The following is a 16,764-nucleotide window of genomic DNA, read 5'->3' as shown; positions in this document are numbered from 1 at the left end:
TTGTCGAGATACAAGGAAGATGATGATGCCAAATCCAACCAAACCTCAAATGAAGCCGCTTATTCCTAAGCCGCGCTCTTCTGTTCAAAAGGCTCCTTTTGATCGAGGGTCTGCACATCAGGAATTCCAAGTTCCGACGGATCTCGTTCAACATCTTTGGTTTCGCAGCCGCGAAAGCCTTGCCGATGACGGCTTAGTCTATGACCCTATCGCAGCTCAAGCCTGCAAGCGCTGCCAATTAGCACCGGAATGTCTTACTGGTGAACTCGACCAACAACAACTTCTTTACGCAACATTGACTCAGCTTTGTGACTCTCAAGTTCAACAATTTCTATCTCATAACCCAGATGCTTGGATTATCAATGTTGGGGCAGGCCTCGATACTCGTTTCTACCGTTTAGATAATGGCCGCTGTCATTGGGTTGAATTGGATGTAACTGAAAATCTAGTTTGGCGCCAACGCCTGTTCCACAAGAATGAACGCTACCGTTTGGAGTGTGGTTCGGTTGATGATCTGACTTGGTTGGATGAGCTCAACATCCCAGAACAAGCCTCAGTGATGGTGGTGTGCGAACATGCTTTGCTTGATTGCAATGAACAACAAACCGCATATTTTATTCAGTCATTGAGTCGTTACTTTACTCATGCACACGCGTGTTTAGTGTTAGCTGGAGACAAAAGCTCTAGTGCTCTGGGGCAAAAGCTTGGTTCAGGGAAATATGCACATGGCTTATCTTCCCCAGTAGGCAGTGTTCTTAATTGGCTGCCATGGGCGCAATGGGTAAAAGCGTTTTCTCCACTTGATCAACAATGCAATCGTTGGAAATTGTGGCAGCGATTACTGTGTAAGATCTCGCAGGTCAAAAAGCGCTTAACGCCACAGTTAGTGCTTGTTAAGTGGTAGTGCTAGCGACTTTGTTTGCAGGTAGCTGAATAGACGTATCAAGATAAGTAAAACCCCACAACATAGTGAAAGCCCACCCACTAGGTTAAACTATCGCCTCTAATTAAAGAGGTGATCGTGAAGCTATTTAATCCCCAAACTATTTTTCAAACGCTATCCAATCAGGCGATGCACAAAAAAGTGCTATTGCTCGCTATCCCGATGGTTCTCTCTAATATTACGGTGCCACTGCTGGGTTTAGTCGATGCTGCGGTTATCGGTCACCTAGAGCATTCTTGGTATTTAGGTGGTGTGGCCTTAGGCGGCACCATGATCAGTGTGACCTTCTGGTTGCTTGGTTTCCTGCGTATGTCGACGACTGGATTGGCCGCGCAATCTTATGGTGCGAATGATGGTAAGCAGCTTGGTTTAGTCTTTGTGCAAGGCGTGACTATGGCCTTAGGGTTTGCTGGTGTCTTTTTGCTTTTACACAGCTTTGTTGCGGATGCGGTTTTCTCATTGAGCAGTGCCAGCGAGCAAGTCAAACATTATGGCCTGCAGTACTTCTCTATCCGTGCCTGGAGTGCGCCTGCTGCGCTAACTAACTTTGTAATTTTAGGTTGGTTGCTCGGAACCCAAAATGCTAAAGCGCCAATGTGGATGGTGATTATCACTAATATCACCAACATTGTTTTGGATATCGTATTTGTGATTGGTCTCGGCTGGCAAGTTGAAGGTGCGGCATTGGCATCGGTGATAGCGGACTATGCGGGTCTAACGTTTGGCTTAATTTGTGTTTATCGAATCTGGATGAAGAGGCAACTGCCATCTCCATGGGAGCTGCTTAAGAAAACCAGCCAAGGTTTGAGTCGTTTCGTAAAACTGAATCGCGATATCTTTCTGCGCTCGCTGTGTCTGCAAGCGACTTTCACTTTTATGACCTTCCAAGGTGCAAGTTTTGGTGATGATGTTGTGGCGGCCAATGCGGTATTGATGAGCTTCTTGATGATCATCTCTTATGGGATGGATGGTTTTGCTTATGCAATGGAAGCTATGGTCGGAAAGGCGATTGGCGCGAAAGATAAAGAAGAGTTAAATCAGTCTTTGATTGGCACTTTCTTCTGGAGCTTCAATATTTGTTTGGTACTGACCATAGCGTTCGCGATTGCTGGGTCTAGTTTGATTAATATGATTACTACAATTCCAGAGGTTAAGAGTCAGGCTGAGGTATATCTGCCATGGCTGATTGCGATGCCGCTCGTTTCTATGTGGTGCTTCTTGCTAGACGGTATTTTCGTGGGCGCTACCAAAGGCAAAGATATGCGTAACAGTATGTTTGTGGCCACCTGCAGTTTCTTTGCGATTTTCTACTTAGCATCAGGTTTAGAGAACCATGCGCTGTGGCTAGCAATGTTGAGCTTTATGGCAATGCGCGGCATTGGTCTTGGTGTTCTATTTATCTCTCAGTGGAAGAAAGGTGAGTTTCTCGCTTAGCTTAGATTAGATAGATTAGATAGATTAGATAGATTAGTTCAGGGAGCGAAAAAGAGAAGCTGTGCAGGTAAAGTGGCATTTGGAACATCATGATCTAATTGCTAGCATGACTATATAATTCAGTAGTTTAAATAAAAACAGCAAGCTCATGGCTTGCTGTTTATGTATTTGGCCTACAGGTGGTCAAATAGTCCTATTGGTTCTTTGTTTAGAACAAACGGTTAAGTCCGTTCAGCGCTGCGACGCGATAAGCTTCGGCCATTGTTGGATAGTTGAAGGTCGTATTCACAAAGTACTCGATGGTATTTGCTTCGCCTTTCTGTTCCATGATTGCCTGACCGATGTGGATGATCTCAGCAGCACGCTCACCAAACACGTGGATACCTAAAATCTCTTTAGTTTCACGATGGAAAAGTATCTTCAAGCTACCAATATCTTTACCTGCGATTTGAGCACGAGCTAAGTGCTTGAATGAAGATCGTCCCACTTCATAAGGTACTTTAGCCGCGGTAAGCTCTTGTTCTGTTTTTCCGACAGAGCTGATCTCAGGAATAGTATAGATACCTGTTGGGATGTCTTCGATAAGGTGTCGTTCTGCTTCACCTTTCACCACGGCTTGAGCCACGAATCGACCTTGGTCATAAGCAGCACTTGCTAGGCTAGGATAACCAATCACATCACCAACAGCGTAAACATGTTCAACACTGGTTTGGTAGTTGCTGTTGACTGATACTTGTCCTCGAGAGTCCGCTTCTAAGCCAACGGCACCAAGATTCAACTTGTCAGTATTACCCGTTCGGCCATTGGCATACAGTAGACAGTCGGCACGCATTTTCTTACCAGACTCTAAGTGAATGATCACGCCATCGTCAGTACCTTCAATTTTCTCAAAGGTTTCATCGTTACGAATAACAACGCCGCTGTTCCAGAAGTGATAAGACAGAGCATCCGAGGTTTCATTGTCTAAGAATGACAACAGGCGATCGCGAGTATTAATAAGATCGGTTTTAACGCCTAAACCACGGAAGATTGAAGCGTATTCACAACCAATAACGCCAGCACCATAGATGATGATGTGTTGAGGGTCGTGTTTAAGAGAAAGAATCGAGTCGCTATCGTAGATACGTTCATGCAGAAAGTCGACGTTGTCTGGCTGATAAGGGCGAGAACCTGTTGCGATAACAAATTTGTCTGCGCTGTAATGTTCTTCAGTACCATCGCTCTGCATGACAGAGATAGTGTTAGTATCGATAAAACGCGCAGTACCAAACACTAATGTGCACTGGTTACGGTCGTAGAAGCCTTGACGCAATCGAGTCTGTTTGTCGATGACTGACTTAGCATGCCCCAGAATGTTGGAGAACGTTGAGTGAATGCTTTTATTATTCTGACAAAACAGCGGGTTGCTATTGAATTCAATGATGCGGCTTACTGCATGACGTAGCGCTTTTGAAGGAATCGTTCCCCAGTGGGTGCAACCACCACCAACGCTGCTCTCTTTTTCAATGATTGCAACGTTCAACCCGGCTTTGGTTAATCCCATCGCTGCCCCTTCTCCTCCGGGGCCACTACCAATTACGATTACATCAAAGTGGTTGGAGTGCGGCATAGATATCTTCCTTGTTATATTTGATTAACATTGCTTTAGCGAGATTTTAACTGATTCTGTTCTTGGGTACATGAAAAGGGCATCAGAGAGTCGGTGGGATCACGCAGTGTTATCGAAAAAATAATATTTGGTATGTCGTATGTCTCCAAATGACAGTGTGGATATTGAAATTTTTTCTTCGAACGTATTTACTTCGGTACGTGAACAAAGAGGTGTGTTTAGTGTCTTATATAACCAGAGTGCCTTATATAAATATGTGATTCGCGTTATATTGAACAGAGTATTAGGCATGCCTGTTTAGGCTGTAAAAGAAGAGTTTGATAAAGTATGAAACCAATGGGCATTCGCGCGCAGCAAAAAGAAAAAACTCGTCGCAGCTTAATCGACGCAGCATTTAGCCAGCTCAGTGCCGATCGTAGCTTTTCCAACCTAAGCTTGAGAGAAGTTGCTCGTGAGGCTGGAATAGCGCCGACTTCCTTTTATCGTCATTTCAAAGACATGGATGAGCTTGGCTTAACCATGGTTGATGAAGGTGGCTTACTGTTGCGTCAGCTAATGCGTCAAGCTAGGCAACGCATAGTAAAAGAAGGCAGTGTGATTCGTACCTCGGTTGAAACCTTTATGGAGTTCATTGAAAGCAGCCCAAACGTATTCAGACTGTTATTGCGAGAGCGCTCAGGAACCTCTTTTGAGTTTCGTGCTGCGGTAGCTCGTGAGATACAGCACTTCTCTGCTGAGTTAACCGAATATTTGATAACGACAGGCATGACACGAGATGAAGCTTTTACTCAAGCTGAAGCCTCCGTCATTTTGGTCTTCAACTCAGGGGCAGAAGCATTAGATTTAGATCGACGTCAGCGAGATGAATTGGCTGATCGCTTGATCATGCAATTGCGAATGATGGCCAAAGGTGCTTTTTGGTATCGTAAAGAACGTGAACGTAACCGATTAAAAGGCGGGATTGAATAATGTCGAATGAAAATAATACTGTAAACCGTGGTTCTGAAAGAAAGACACTCGTACTTGCTGTTGTTGCAGGTGTGTGTGGTGATGCACTGTTATCTTGGGTAACAATGAGCGAAGTGGGCTTCTCTATTTTCCCATTGATTGCTTTAGTTTTGGCTGTACAAGCGCTTTACCAAGAATACCTAACTAATCCAGTATCTGAAGATATTCCATTAGTGGGTTTAGCTTGTTTCTTTGTAGGTGCATTTGGCCATTCGGCTTTTGTGAAAGCACAACACCCTGATGCAGGATCAAACTTCTTCGCGATTATCGTCGCGATGCTACTGCTCGCTTGGGTAGGTAAGAAACTAGGCTTTATCGGTAAAACCGCTTAAACCAACGTATAAATAAAAAAACGAGCCAATTGGCTCGTTTTTTTGTATCTGCTGTTTAGCTTCGACTTCGACCTAGATAGCGATACTTACGCTTTACGCTCTAGGAATACACCGGCTTCCATGTGGTGCGTATAAGGGAACTGGTCAAATAGAGCAAAACGAGTGATGTCGTGTGTTTCGCTTAGAATGTCTAGGTTCTCTTTTAATGTCTCAGGGTTACAAGAGATGTACATGATACGCTCGTAGCCTTGAACCATCTTACAAGTATCAACGTCCATACCTGAACGCGGTGGATCAACAAAGATAGTGTTGCAGTTGTAGCTCTTTAGATCGATGTTTGCTTGTTGTAGGCGGCGGAATTCACGCTTACCTTCCATTGCTACGGTAAAATCTTCCGCAGACATACGAATGATCTGAACATTATCAATCTTGTTCGCCGCAATGTTGTATTGAGCAGACTCAACAGATGGCTTCGCTAGCTCAGTTGCAAGTACACGCTCAAAGTTTTGTGCCAGAGCTAATGAGAAGTTACCGTTGCCACAGTAAAGCTCTAATAAGTCACCTTTGCTGTCTTGAGTACAGTCGACAGCCCATTCAAGCATTTTCTCTGCTACTTTACCGTTTGGTTGAGTAAAGCTGTTCTCTACTTGTTGGTAAATGTAGCTGTCACCATTCACGTCTAGCTTTTCAATTACGTAGTCGCGATCAAGGACGATTTTCATCTTACGCGCACGGCCAATCAGGTTTAGGTTAAACCCTTCATCATTCAATTGCTGCTTCAGTGCTTTAGCATCTTGAATCCATTGCTCACCCAATTGACGGTGGTAAAGCAGTGATACCAAAATCTCACCACTCAACGTAGAAAGAAAATCTACTTGGAATAGCTTGTGGCGTAGAGAGTGGTTGTCTTTCATTGCATCTGTTAGTAGAGGCATTAAATCGTTGATAAGACGGCTAGCTGCTGGGAACTGGTCTACACGGTATTTTTCTTTGGTCTCTTGATTGAACATGACGTAATACATATCGTCACCTTCATGCCACACGCGAAATTCAGCACGCATGCGGTAGTGTTGTTCTGGAGATTCATACACTTCCAACTCAGGCACATCGTATTGTGAGAACATTTCAGTAAGACGCTCAGTCTTTTCTGCTAGTTGTTCTTGGTAGCGTTGCGGGTTTACATCTAAATTCGCCATTGTTATGCCTTTTTGCTGTCGTGCTTTTAAATCAAGAGCGCAGATTTTATTCAATCACAGGCGCTTGTCCAGTGTTGAGAGCTATTCAATGTAAATCGAGCATGAAAACTATAGCTTATAACTATCTTAGACTAGACAAATGATTCATAGGTTAATACTATCTCCCGCAAGCTGGTGCCATTTGGATGTATAGATGGCTGAAGAGGGAATCTGGTGTAAATCCAGAACTGACGCGCAGCGGTAAGAGAGAACGAGTATTCAAAGACACTGCAAATAGCTTTTCGTGGGAAGTCGAATATGAGGTAAACCATAAGGTTGTGCTCTTGAGTCCGAATACCTGCCAGTAGCTAAACCACACAATGTGGTTTGGTAGGAATTTACGCGATTTAGGATCACAACATGAACAAATCCCTTTTAGCGGTTGCTGTAGCATCGCTGCTTTCACCTATCTCCAATTTACACGCCCAAGAAGCATCTACTGACGAAATCATGGTAGTAACGGCTAACCGTTTTGAGCAGTCTGCCACTGCGACATTAACTGATGTTGAAGTTGTTACTCGCCAAGATTTTCAAAGAACACAAGCTAAAACAATCCCAGAGGTGTTGAGAAGATTAACAGGGATCCAGATTACTCAAAATGGTGGTAGAGGACAGCTCGCTTCTATATTTGTTCGCGGAACAAGTTCTGATCAAGTTCTAGTTTTAGTTGATGGTGTTCGTTTTGCTCGTGCAGCAAAAGGTGCAGTAGATTTCAACCAGATCCCATTGAGTTATGTTCAGAGAATCGAGTATGTACGAGGAGCTAGAGCTTCTTTATACGGTTCTGAAGCAATTGGTGGTGTAATCAACATTATTACGATTGCTCGTGCGACGGATGAGTCAACAACATTGAGTGCTGGTTTGGGTAGCTTAGATTATCAAGAACTTAGTCTAGCATCCGGCGTTGCGACTTCTGAAAATGGTCAGTTAAACCTTGCTATTAGCCATGAGAGCGATGAAGGCTACAATGTTAAGCCCGTACCTGGCTTAAATGATGGCGACCGCCATGGCTTTGAAACGTTGAATGGTTTGATTGGTTATACTCATAAGTTGAATGAACAATTCAGTGTATTTGGTAATGTTCGTGCTTATGAGAATATTTACCAATATGACAATACATATAGTACACGTAGCTATATGGAGTCTGAAAAAGACGATTTATCAGTGTCTATTGGTGGTACTTATCAAGGCAGCCAATTACACTCTGAGATGCAAGCAACAGTACAAAGCCAAGATTCTTGGAATTATCAATTTGGTGAAAGCAAAACTTCTGGAACTCAAGACGAATTAGAACAAAACAATGTTCAGTGGGTCAATAGCTATAAATTGAACAAGAATGTTGTGTTAGCTGGTGGCGTTGATTGGCGCGATGAATCATATGTAGATAAAAACGCAAATAAAACATTCGACCGTTCTAACTTGGCAGTATTCGGCCTATCTTCAGTCACTGTTGATTCTGCGACGTTAGAGGCAAGCGCAAGAGTCGATGACAATGAAGAATTTGGTACAGAAACGACATATAACGTCGGGGCTGGCTATCAACTTATTCCAGAATTTGGTGTGAAAGCTTCATACGGTACAGCTTTTAAAGCTCCGAACCTTTACCAGCAGTATGATCCGTCTTATGGAACTCAAGATCTTAAGCCAGAAGAGTCTGATGCGATTGAGGTGGGCTTCTATGGCCTAGTGAAAGACGTATATTGGACATTAACTGGATACGATTACAAGATCACCAATCTAATCGATTACCACCCAACAACATATAAGTACATCAACGTTGACGGTGAGACGCATATTCAAGGTGTAGAAGTGACTGCCGAGTTTGATACGGGCATTGTTCAACACCAGTTGAGTGCTGATTATAAAGATGCAGAAGGTGATAACGGTAAGCAACTGCAGCGCCGAGCAAAAGAGCTGTATAAGTGGAATGCATTGGTGGCATTTGACGTTGTCGATTGGTCTATAAGCTATCAATATGTCGGTAAGCGACCTGATGTTGATTACGGGACATGGCCATATGGTGATGTAACTCTACCATCCTACTCATTGGTTGACACTGCTGTTAGCTATTATGCTAATGAGAACACTACGATCAGTGCTCGTGTTGATAACTTACTTGATGAAGACTACGAAACGGCTTTAGGGTACCCAGCCGCAGAGCGTGCTTACTACTTGAACGTAGCTTACCAATTCTAATTTACACCTAAACCGCCTCCGGGCGGTTTTTTCTTATTGGGTATATCAATGAAAAAGAAAGTCGTCATAAGTTGGTCGTCAGGTAAAGACTCGACATTAACGCTAGAGCGTCTACTTGAAAGCTCCGAATATGAAGTTGTCGCTCTATACACTACATATGTTGGAGATGAAGTTCCTTTCCAAGTGACTCCCATTGATGTGGTTGCCATGCAGGCGCAATTAGTCGGTTTGCCACTCATCACGATTGAGCTCCCGGAAGTGTTTCCTAGTAATGAGATTTATCAAAGTACCATTGTCTCCGCACTTAAAGGTTCTGGCTTATCAATCGATGCGGTCGCGTTTGGAGACATGTTTTGTAATGGCATTGCCGATTATCGAAGAAGCTATATAGAACCTGCGGGGTGGGAGTGTGTGTTTCCCTTAATGGGAGAGAGCAGTCAGGCACTTGCAAGTGAAATAATAGACAGAGGAATCGAAACCTTTCTCGTCACGGTCGATAGCGATGCATTAGACATGAGCTATTGCGGGAAAAAATACACGCTTGAACTAATAGACAGTTTACCGAGTCATGTCGATCCATGTGGCGAAGATGGTGAGTTCCATACCTTAGTGATGTCAGCGCCATGCTTTAAAGGTAAGCTCAAGATAGATCTAGAAAATGTAGAGCAAGGTGAGCGCTTTGTTCATCAACGTTATCAAGCTTGCATTATATAGAGTGAGGATTGGCGAAAACTAAGCGAAGGAGTATCATTGCAGCGAAACTTATTATAGGTAATCGTTGTGTCGGATAGTCTACAAAAAAATATATTGGTCTTTGATTCTGGAGTGGGTGGCCTATCTGTATATAAGGAGATAAGCCAGTTACTACCGAATCATAACTATACTTATGTATTCGATAACGAGGCTTACCCATACGGTGAACTCGATCAACAAGTTCTTGTCCGCAGAGTCCAAAGTATCGTCGCTAGCTTTGTGGCTAGCCACGCTATTGATATCGTAGTAATAGCCTGCAATACCGCAAGTACGATTGTCTTACCTACACTGCGTGCTAATAATCTAATCCCAATTGTTGGCGTTGTTCCGGCAATCAAACCTGCATCCCTACTTGCCAATAAAGCGGTGGGTCTGATTGCTACTCCCGCAACGATTACTCGTGAATACACACACGAGCTCATCAAAAACTTCTCGAGTAATAAAAGAGTCGAACTGTTAGGTTCTACTCGGCTGGTGGATATGGCCGAAGATAAACTCAGGGGGGAGACGATTGACCTTGAAGAGCTGCAACTCATCCTTCAACCGATGATCAATACAATTGATGTGGCCGTTTTAGGATGCACACATTTCCCGCTGATAAAATCAGAGATTCAACAAGTCCTAGGTAAGAGTGTTTTATTGGTTGATTCTGGTAAAGCGATTGCGAAGCGAGTTCAAGATTTATTGGATTTGGAGAGTAGTGATAAAGAAGGGGGAGTGCGTGAGGTTTTTTGTAGTGCACTTCCTAAGAAAGAAAGTGCACTAAATAGCATGTTGAAGCAGTTAGGATTTAGCTCAGTTCAGCTTCGTCCGTTTCTGGATGTTTAGGATCATTTGCAACTCGCACTTTTAAAGTTCGTTGCATGTAATCTTTATCGTTAAGTTCTGAAATAGCATGATTCACATCATTGCTAGCCATTACGACAAATCCAAAGCCTCTTCTTTTACCAGTACGTTTGTCTTTCATTAAGCGTACTGCAAATACTTCACCATACTCTGAGAATAATTCACGTACGTGTGACTCATTCGCTTTGTATGGAAGGTTACCTACATAAAGTGTTTTTGTTGATGCCTTAGGTTCTGAATCTGATTTTGAGTCGGTGCTTGAAAAGTTAACAACAAAAGCGGAAGCCAAGACACCAAGGATAAAGGTAATTGCAGGCGATATATCTACCTGAGAGAAAACAATGCCACCTAGAACAGCTAGTGCGACAATTAACAACATCGATTTTTTTGAGTTCATATCGGAATACTACATATTAATAAACGAAATAGACGCATCTACTCTTAACAAAATAGATACATGAATCTTACGTTCATGGTTTCCATTTTGCCAATGTATTGCTGTGATACGTCTCAAATGTTTAGTTTTTATTCGAAAAATGCGGATCTGGTGGCTTTTTAGGCGAACAAAACTTTTATTCAAAAAAGCCCTTGTGCTCTATGTCGATCTCTCTATAATGCCGCCTCACCGACACGGAGTGAGACGAAAGTCACACAGCGAAATCGGTAGAGAAAAAGGAGTTGAAAATAACCCTTGACTCTCTAAGTGGTGCAGGTATAGTACGCACCCCTAGCGACTGAGATGTGAATCACAAAACGCTAGCGCTCTTTAACAATTTAAACCTATCAATCTGTGTGGGCACTCGTTGATGAATATCAAAACGTTATTACTTAGGTAGTAACAGTTACTTCGGTAACAAACTTGATTTCAATGAACTGAGTGACCAATACAAAGTTAAGTTTACTTAATTTTGGCACAGTCAATTCATTACCATTCTGTTGGAATGGTAATAGCTTTAGAATTACATGTTCATCAATCTTTTTCGAAAGAGCAATGAATATTAGTTTTGAAGTCAGTATTCGTTGAGTCACAAAATCTTAAATTGAAGAGTTTGATCATGGCTCAGATTGAACGCTGGCGGCAGGCCTAACACATGCAAGTCGAGCGGAAACGACAACATTGAATCTTCGGAGGATTTGTTGGGCGTCGAGCGGCGGACGGGTGAGTAATGCCTAGGAAATTGCCTTGATGTGGGGGATAACCATTGGAAACGATGGCTAATACCGCATAATGCCTACGGGCCAAAGAGGGGGACCTTCGGGCCTCTCGCGTCAAGATATGCCTAGGTGGGATTAGCTAGTTGGTGAGGTAATGGCTCACCAAGGCGACGATCCCTAGCTGGTCTGAGAGGATGATCAGCCACACTGGAACTGAGACACGGTCCAGACTCCTACGGGAGGCAGCAGTGGGGAATATTGCACAATGGGCGAAAGCCTGATGCAGCCATGCCGCGTGTATGAAGAAGGCCTTCGGGTTGTAAAGTACTTTCAGTTGTGAGGAAGGGTGTGTAGTTAATAGCTGCGCATCTTGACGTTAGCAACAGAAGAAGCACCGGCTAACTCCGTGCCAGCAGCCGCGGTAATACGGAGGGTGCGAGCGTTAATCGGAATTACTGGGCGTAAAGCGCATGCAGGTGGTTCATTAAGTCAGATGTGAAAGCCCGGGGCTCAACCTCGGAACTGCATTTGAAACTGGTGAACTAGAGTGCTGTAGAGGGGGGTAGAATTTCAGGTGTAGCGGTGAAATGCGTAGAGATCTGAAGGAATACCAGTGGCGAAGGCGGCCCCCTGGACAGACACTGACACTCAGATGCGAAAGCGTGGGGAGCAAACAGGATTAGATACCCTGGTAGTCCACGCCGTAAACGATGTCTACTTGGAGGTTGTGGCCTTGAGCCGTGGCTTTCGGAGCTAACGCGTTAAGTAGACCGCCTGGGGAGTACGGTCGCAAGATTAAAACTCAAATGAATTGACGGGGGCCCGCACAAGCGGTGGAGCATGTGGTTTAATTCGATGCAACGCGAAGAACCTTACCTACTCTTGACATCCAGAGAAGCCAGCGGAGACGCAGGTGTGCCTTCGGGAGCTCTGAGACAGGTGCTGCATGGCTGTCGTCAGCTCGTGTTGTGAAATGTTGGGTTAAGTCCCGCAACGAGCGCAACCCTTATCCTTGTTTGCCAGCGAGTAATGTCGGGAACTCCAGGGAGACTGCCGGTGATAAACCGGAGGAAGGTGGGGACGACGTCAAGTCATCATGGCCCTTACGAGTAGGGCTACACACGTGCTACAATGGCGCATACAGAGGGCAGCAAGCTAGCGATAGTGAGCGAATCCCAAAAAGTGCGTCGTAGTCCGGATTGGAGTCTGCAACTCGACTCCATGAAGTCGGAATCGCTAGTAATCGTGAATCAGAATGTCACGGTGAATACGTTCCCGGGCCTTGTACACACCGCCCGTCACACCATGGGAGTGGGCTGCAAAAGAAGTGGGTAGTTTAACCTTTCGGGGAGGACGCTCACCACTTTGTGGTTCATGACTGGGGTGAAGTCGTAACAAGGTAGCCCTAGGGGAACCTGGGGCTGGATCACCTCCTTATACGAAGATAGTCACGATGAGTGTCCACACAGATTGATGGTTTAGATTTAGTTAAAGCCAGAGCTTTAATTAATAACGTAAGTTATTGATTAAAGCTTTTTGCTTTATGCTCTTTAACAATTTGGAAAGCTGACTGATTTGATTACTTACGAGTAATTCAATCAAATTTAAAAGTTCTCAATGTTTATCTTTCATTAGATAAACACAACAAACACATTCAAGTGTCTTGTATTCGAATCAATGTTTACATTGATTCACAATTGAGTCCGGCAAACAGTTATCAAGAATTAACCCTTCTTGATGACAACCAAAAACCTTGGTTAGTTGCCATACGCTAAGACCCTTTCGGGTTGTATGGTTAAGTGACTAAGCGTACACGGTGGATGCCTTGGCAGTCAGAGGCGATGAAAGGCGTAATAACTTGCGATAAGCCCAGATTAGGTAGTAATAACCTTTTGAGTCTGGGATTCCTGAATGGGGAAACCCACTTGCATAAGCAAGTATCCTGTTGTGAATACATAGCAACAGGAGGCAAACCGGGGGAACTGAAACATCTAAGTACCCCGAGGAAGAGAAATCAACCGAGATTCCGAAAGTAGCGGCGAGCGAAATTGGATTAGCCCTTAAGCTTTTAATGATGCAGGTGAAGAGTCTGGAAAGTCTCGCAATAAAGGGTGATAGCCCCGTAACCGACACATCATAATCAGTGAAAACGAGTAGGGCGGGACACGTGATATCCTGTCTGAATATGGGGGGACCATCCTCCAAGGCTAAATACTACTGACTGACCGATAGTGAACCAGTACCGTGAGGGAAAGGCGAAAAGAACCCCTGTGAGGGGAGTGAAATAGAACCTGAAACCGTGTACGTACAAGCAGTAGGAGCACCTTCGTGGTGTGACTGCGTACCTTTTGTATAATGGGTCAGCGACTTAATTTTAGTAGCAAGGTTAACCGTTTAGGGGAGCCGTAGGGAAACCGAGTCTTAACTGGGCGTACAGTTGCTAGGATTAGACCCGAAACCAGGTGATCTAGCCATGGGCAGGTTGAAGGTTGAGTAACATCAACTGGAGGACCGAACCGACTAATGTTGAAAAATTAGCGGATGACTTGTGGCTAGGGGTGAAAGGCCAATCAAACCTGGAGATAGCTGGTTCTCCCCGAAAGCTATTTAGGTAGCGCCTCGGACGAATACTACTGGGGGTAGAGCACTGTTAAGGCTAGGGGGTCATCCCGACTTACCAACCCTTTGCAAACTCCGAATACCAGTAAGTACTATCCGGGAGACACACGGCGGGTGCTAACGTCCGTCGTGGAGAGGGAAACAACCCAGACCGCCAGCTAAGGTCCCAAAGTATAGCTAAGTGGGAAACGATGTGGGAAGGCTCAGACAGCCAGGATGTTGGCTTAGAAGCAGCCATCATTTAAAGAAAGCGTAATAGCTCACTGGTCGAGTCGGCCTGCGCGGAAGATGTAACGGGGCTAAGCTATACACCGAAGCTGCGGCTACGTACCTTAGGGTATGTGGGGTAGGGGAGCGTTCTGTAAGCCGTTGAAGGTGGTCTGTAAGGGCTGCTGGAGGTATCAGAAGTGCGAATGCTGACATGAGTAACGATAAAGGGAGTGAAAAACTCCCTCGCCGGAAGACCAAGGGTTCCTGTCCAACGTTAATCGGGGCAGGGTAAGTCGACTCCTAAGGCGAGGCCGAAAGGCGTAGTCGATGGGAAACGGGTTAATATTCCCGTACTTCTTACAATTGCGATGGGGGGACGGAGAAGGCTAGGTGGGCCTGGCGACGGTTGTCCAGGTTCAAGTATGTAGGCGGGTGGTTTAGGTAAATCCGGACCACTACTAACGCTGAGATACGATGTCGAGCTACTACGGTAGTGAAGTCATTGATGCCATGCTTCCAGGAAAAGCCTCTAAGCTTCAGATTGTAAGGAATCGTACCCCAAACCGACACAGGTGGTCGGGTAGAGAATACCAAGGCGCTTGAGAGAACTCGGGTGAAGGAACTAGGCAAAATGGTACCGTAACTTCGGGAGAAGGTACGCTCTTATCAGTGAAGTCCCTTGCGGATGGAGCAGACGAGAGTCGCAGATACCAGGTGGCTGCAACTGTTTATTAAAAACACAGCACTGTGCAAAATCGTAAGATGACGTATACGGTGTGACGCCTGCCCGGTGCCGGAAGGTTAATTGATGGGGTTAGTCTTCGGACGAAGCTCTTGATCGAAGCCCCGGTAAACGGCGGCCGTAACTATAACGGTCCTAAGGTAGCGAAATTCCTTGTCGGGTAAGTTCCGACCTGCACGAATGGCGTAATGATGGCCACGCTGTCTCCACCCGAGACTCAGTGAAATTGAAATCGCTGTGAAGATGCAGTGTACCCGCGGCTAGACGGAAAGACCCCGTGAACCTTTACTACAGCTTGGCACTGAACATTGAACCTACATGTGTAGGATAGGTGGGAGACTATGAAATTGCGTCGCTAGATGTGATGGAGTCGTCCTTGAAATACCACCCTTGTAGTTTTGATGTTCTAACGTTGGTCCCTGAATCGGGATTACGGACAGTGCCTGGTGGGTAGTTTGACTGGGGCGGTCTCCTCCCAAAGAGTAACGGAGGAGCACGAAGGTGGGCTAAACACGGTTGGACATCGTGTGGTTAGTGCAATGGCATAAGCCCGCTTGACTGCGAGAATGACAATTCGAGCAGGTGCGAAAGCAGGTCATAGTGATCCGGTGGTTCTGAATGGAAGGGCCATCGCTCAACGGATAAAAGGTACTCCGGGGATAACAGGCTGATACCGCCCAAGAGTTCATATCGACGGCGGTGTTTGGCACCTCGATGTCGGCTCATCACATCCTGGGGCTGAAGTCGGTCCCAAGGGTATGGCTGTTCGCCATTTAAAGTGGTACGCGAGCTGGGTTTAGAACGTCGTGAGACAGTTCGGTCCCTATCTGCCGTGGGCGTTGGAAAATTGAAAGGGGCTGCTCCTAGTACGAGAGGACCGGAGTGGACGAACCTCTGGTGTTCGGGTTGTCATGCCAATGGCATTGCCCGGTAGCTAAGTTCGGAATCGATAACCGCTGAAAGCATCTAAGCGGGAAGCGAGCCTTGAGATGAGTTTTCCCTGGCACTATAAGTGTCCTAAAGGGTTGTCGTAGACTACGACGTTGATAGGCAGGGTGTGTAAGTGCTGCGAGGCATTGAGCTAACCTGTACTAATTGCCCGTGAGGCTTAACCATACAACACCCAAGGGGTTTTGTGGACTCAGATGTACCAGACCTTGAATGAGTTTGAAGAGAAATACTTTTAGATAAGCTTTCCGAATTTTAAAATTTGCTTGGCGACCATAGCATTGTGGACCCACCTGATTCCATGCCGAACTCAGAAGTGAAACACAATAGCGCCGATGGTAGTGTGGGGTTTCCCCATGTGAGAGTAGGACATCGCCAGGCTTTAATTTCGACTTTGTCTATTTAATAGACAAGTCACCATAGGGTTCTAAGTTTTCTTAGTGTTTTATGTTGACTTTCAAAGTGGAAAGCGTATTATACGCGTCCTGCTTAAGTGCTAAGGCACTGAAAGCGTTCTCTTTTTAGAGGACACGCTCTTTAACAATTTAAACCTATCAATCTGTGTGGGCACTCGTTGATGAATATCAAAACGTTATTACTTAGGTAATGACAGTTACTTCGGTAACACAATGATTTCAATGAACTGAGTGACCAATACGTTTAACTACTTGTAGTTATTCGGCACAGTCAATTCATTACCATTCTGTTGGAATGGTAATAGCTTTAGAATTACA

Annotated in this window: 10 protein-coding genes, 3 rRNA genes and 1 riboswitch; of the genes, 10 read left to right on the top strand and 3 right to left on the bottom strand. The window is 45.0% G+C overall.

The window, feature by feature from the left end; genetic code table 11:
* Positions 1 to 25: 25 nt before the first annotated feature.
* Complete coding sequence (locus AC3CH4_RS14735) at positions 26 to 904, top strand: class I SAM-dependent methyltransferase (protein WP_488543081.1); 879 nt, start codon at positions 26 to 28, stop codon at positions 902 to 904.
* A 117-nt stretch (positions 905 to 1,021) separates the two neighbouring features.
* Positions 1,022 to 2,377 (top strand): MATE family efflux transporter DinF, encoded by a 1,356-nt coding sequence (dinF, locus tag AC3CH4_RS14730; protein WP_029406291.1) that lies wholly within the window; start codon positions 1,022 to 1,024, stop codon positions 2,375 to 2,377.
* Positions 2,378 to 2,585: 208 nt separating this feature from the next.
* On the opposite strand, the gene sthA is transcribed toward dinF, so the two are convergent.
* Positions 2,586 to 3,986 carry a Si-specific NAD(P)(+) transhydrogenase gene (sthA, locus tag AC3CH4_RS14725; RefSeq protein WP_004736699.1) on the bottom strand — a complete coding sequence of 467 codons (1,401 nt, stop codon included), beginning with the start codon at positions 3,984 to 3,986 and terminating at the stop codon, positions 2,586 to 2,588.
* Between the two features lie 327 nt (positions 3,987 to 4,313).
* On the opposite strand from sthA, the gene fabR reads away from it, so the two are divergent.
* Together fabR and AC3CH4_RS14715 are read left to right on the top strand one after the other, a co-directional pair.
* A complete protein-coding gene (gene fabR / locus AC3CH4_RS14720; RefSeq protein WP_004736697.1) occupies positions 4,314 to 4,955 on the top strand; it encodes an HTH-type transcriptional repressor FabR in 642 nt (213 codons plus the stop codon).
* Positions 4,955 to 5,326 carry a YijD family membrane protein gene (locus tag AC3CH4_RS14715; protein ID WP_004736696.1) on the top strand — a complete coding sequence of 124 codons (372 nt, stop codon included), beginning with the start codon at positions 4,955 to 4,957 and terminating at the stop codon, positions 5,324 to 5,326. Before fabR ends, AC3CH4_RS14715 begins: the two co-directional genes overlap by 1 nt.
* 86 nt (positions 5,327 to 5,412) lie before the next feature.
* Here AC3CH4_RS14715 and trmA read toward each other — a convergent pair whose 3' ends face one another.
* A complete protein-coding gene (gene trmA, locus AC3CH4_RS14710; RefSeq protein ID WP_004736694.1) occupies positions 5,413 to 6,522 on the bottom strand; it encodes a tRNA (uridine(54)-C5)-methyltransferase TrmA in 1,110 nt (369 codons plus the stop codon).
* Positions 6,523 to 6,677: 155 nt separating this feature from the next.
* A riboswitch (cobalamin riboswitch) is annotated at positions 6,678 to 6,881 on the top strand.
* Positions 6,882 to 6,921: 40 nt separating this feature from the next.
* Here trmA and btuB point away from each other — a divergent pair.
* The 3 genes from btuB to murI are packed head-to-tail and all read left to right on the top strand — an operon-like array spanning position 6,922 to position 10,338.
* Positions 6,922 to 8,757 (top strand): TonB-dependent vitamin B12 receptor, encoded by a 1,836-nt coding sequence (btuB, locus tag AC3CH4_RS14705; RefSeq protein ID WP_488543080.1) that lies wholly within the window; start codon positions 6,922 to 6,924, stop codon positions 8,755 to 8,757.
* A 48-nt stretch (positions 8,758 to 8,805) separates the two neighbouring features.
* Positions 8,806 to 9,471 carry a Dph6-related ATP pyrophosphatase gene (locus AC3CH4_RS14700; protein WP_054548337.1) on the top strand — a complete coding sequence of 222 codons (666 nt, stop codon included), beginning with the start codon at positions 8,806 to 8,808 and terminating at the stop codon, positions 9,469 to 9,471.
* 60 nt (positions 9,472 to 9,531) lie between these two features.
* A complete protein-coding gene (gene murI / locus AC3CH4_RS14695; RefSeq protein ID WP_054548336.1) occupies positions 9,532 to 10,338 on the top strand; it encodes a glutamate racemase in 807 nt (268 codons plus the stop codon).
* Here the strand turns inward: murI and AC3CH4_RS14690 are convergent.
* Positions 10,301 to 10,753 carry an RNA recognition motif domain-containing protein gene (locus tag AC3CH4_RS14690; RefSeq protein ID WP_004736687.1) on the bottom strand — a complete coding sequence of 151 codons (453 nt, stop codon included), beginning with the start codon at positions 10,751 to 10,753 and terminating at the stop codon, positions 10,301 to 10,303. The two genes, murI and AC3CH4_RS14690, sit on opposite strands and share 38 nt — an antisense overlap.
* A gap of 640 nt (positions 10,754 to 11,393) precedes the next feature.
* Here AC3CH4_RS14690 and AC3CH4_RS14685 point away from each other — a divergent pair.
* The 3 genes from AC3CH4_RS14685 to rrf all read left to right on the top strand — a co-directional run bounded on the left by AC3CH4_RS14685 (position 11,394) and on the right by rrf (position 16,411).
* Positions 11,394 to 12,948, top strand: a 16S ribosomal RNA gene (locus AC3CH4_RS14685).
* 356 nt (positions 12,949 to 13,304) lie between these two features.
* A 23S ribosomal RNA gene (locus AC3CH4_RS14680) occupies positions 13,305 to 16,198 on the top strand.
* A 97-nt stretch (positions 16,199 to 16,295) separates the two neighbouring features.
* Positions 16,296 to 16,411, top strand: a 5S ribosomal RNA gene (gene rrf, locus AC3CH4_RS14675).
* The 16S, 23S and 5S rRNA genes sit together here, the layout of an rRNA operon.
* Positions 16,412 to 16,764 lie beyond the last annotated feature (353 nt).

The organism is Vibrio sp. QJM3NY_26 (genome assembly GCF_057786005.1).
The sequence above is the reverse complement of the archived record's forward strand: the minus strand, read 5'-3'. Positions and strand labels throughout refer to the sequence as shown.

Coding starts and splice junctions, on each gene's coding strand:
- AC3CH4_RS14735 (WP_488543081.1), top strand. CDS start 26: ATGCCAAATCCAACCAAACCTCAAATGAAGCCGCTTATTCCTAAGCCG.
- sthA (WP_004736699.1), bottom strand. CDS start 3,986: ATGCCGCACTCCAACCACTTTGATGTAATCGTAATTGGTAGTGGCCCC.
- fabR (WP_004736697.1), top strand. CDS start 4,314: ATGAAACCAATGGGCATTCGCGCGCAGCAAAAAGAAAAAACTCGTCGC.
- AC3CH4_RS14715 (WP_004736696.1), top strand. CDS start 4,955: ATGTCGAATGAAAATAATACTGTAAACCGTGGTTCTGAAAGAAAGACA.
- trmA (WP_004736694.1), bottom strand. CDS start 6,522: ATGGCGAATTTAGATGTAAACCCGCAACGCTACCAAGAACAACTAGCA.
- btuB (WP_488543080.1), top strand. CDS start 6,922: ATGAACAAATCCCTTTTAGCGGTTGCTGTAGCATCGCTGCTTTCACCT.
- AC3CH4_RS14700 (WP_054548337.1), top strand. CDS start 8,806: ATGAAAAAGAAAGTCGTCATAAGTTGGTCGTCAGGTAAAGACTCGACA.
- AC3CH4_RS14690 (WP_004736687.1), bottom strand. CDS start 10,753: ATGAACTCAAAAAAATCGATGTTGTTAATTGTCGCACTAGCTGTTCTA.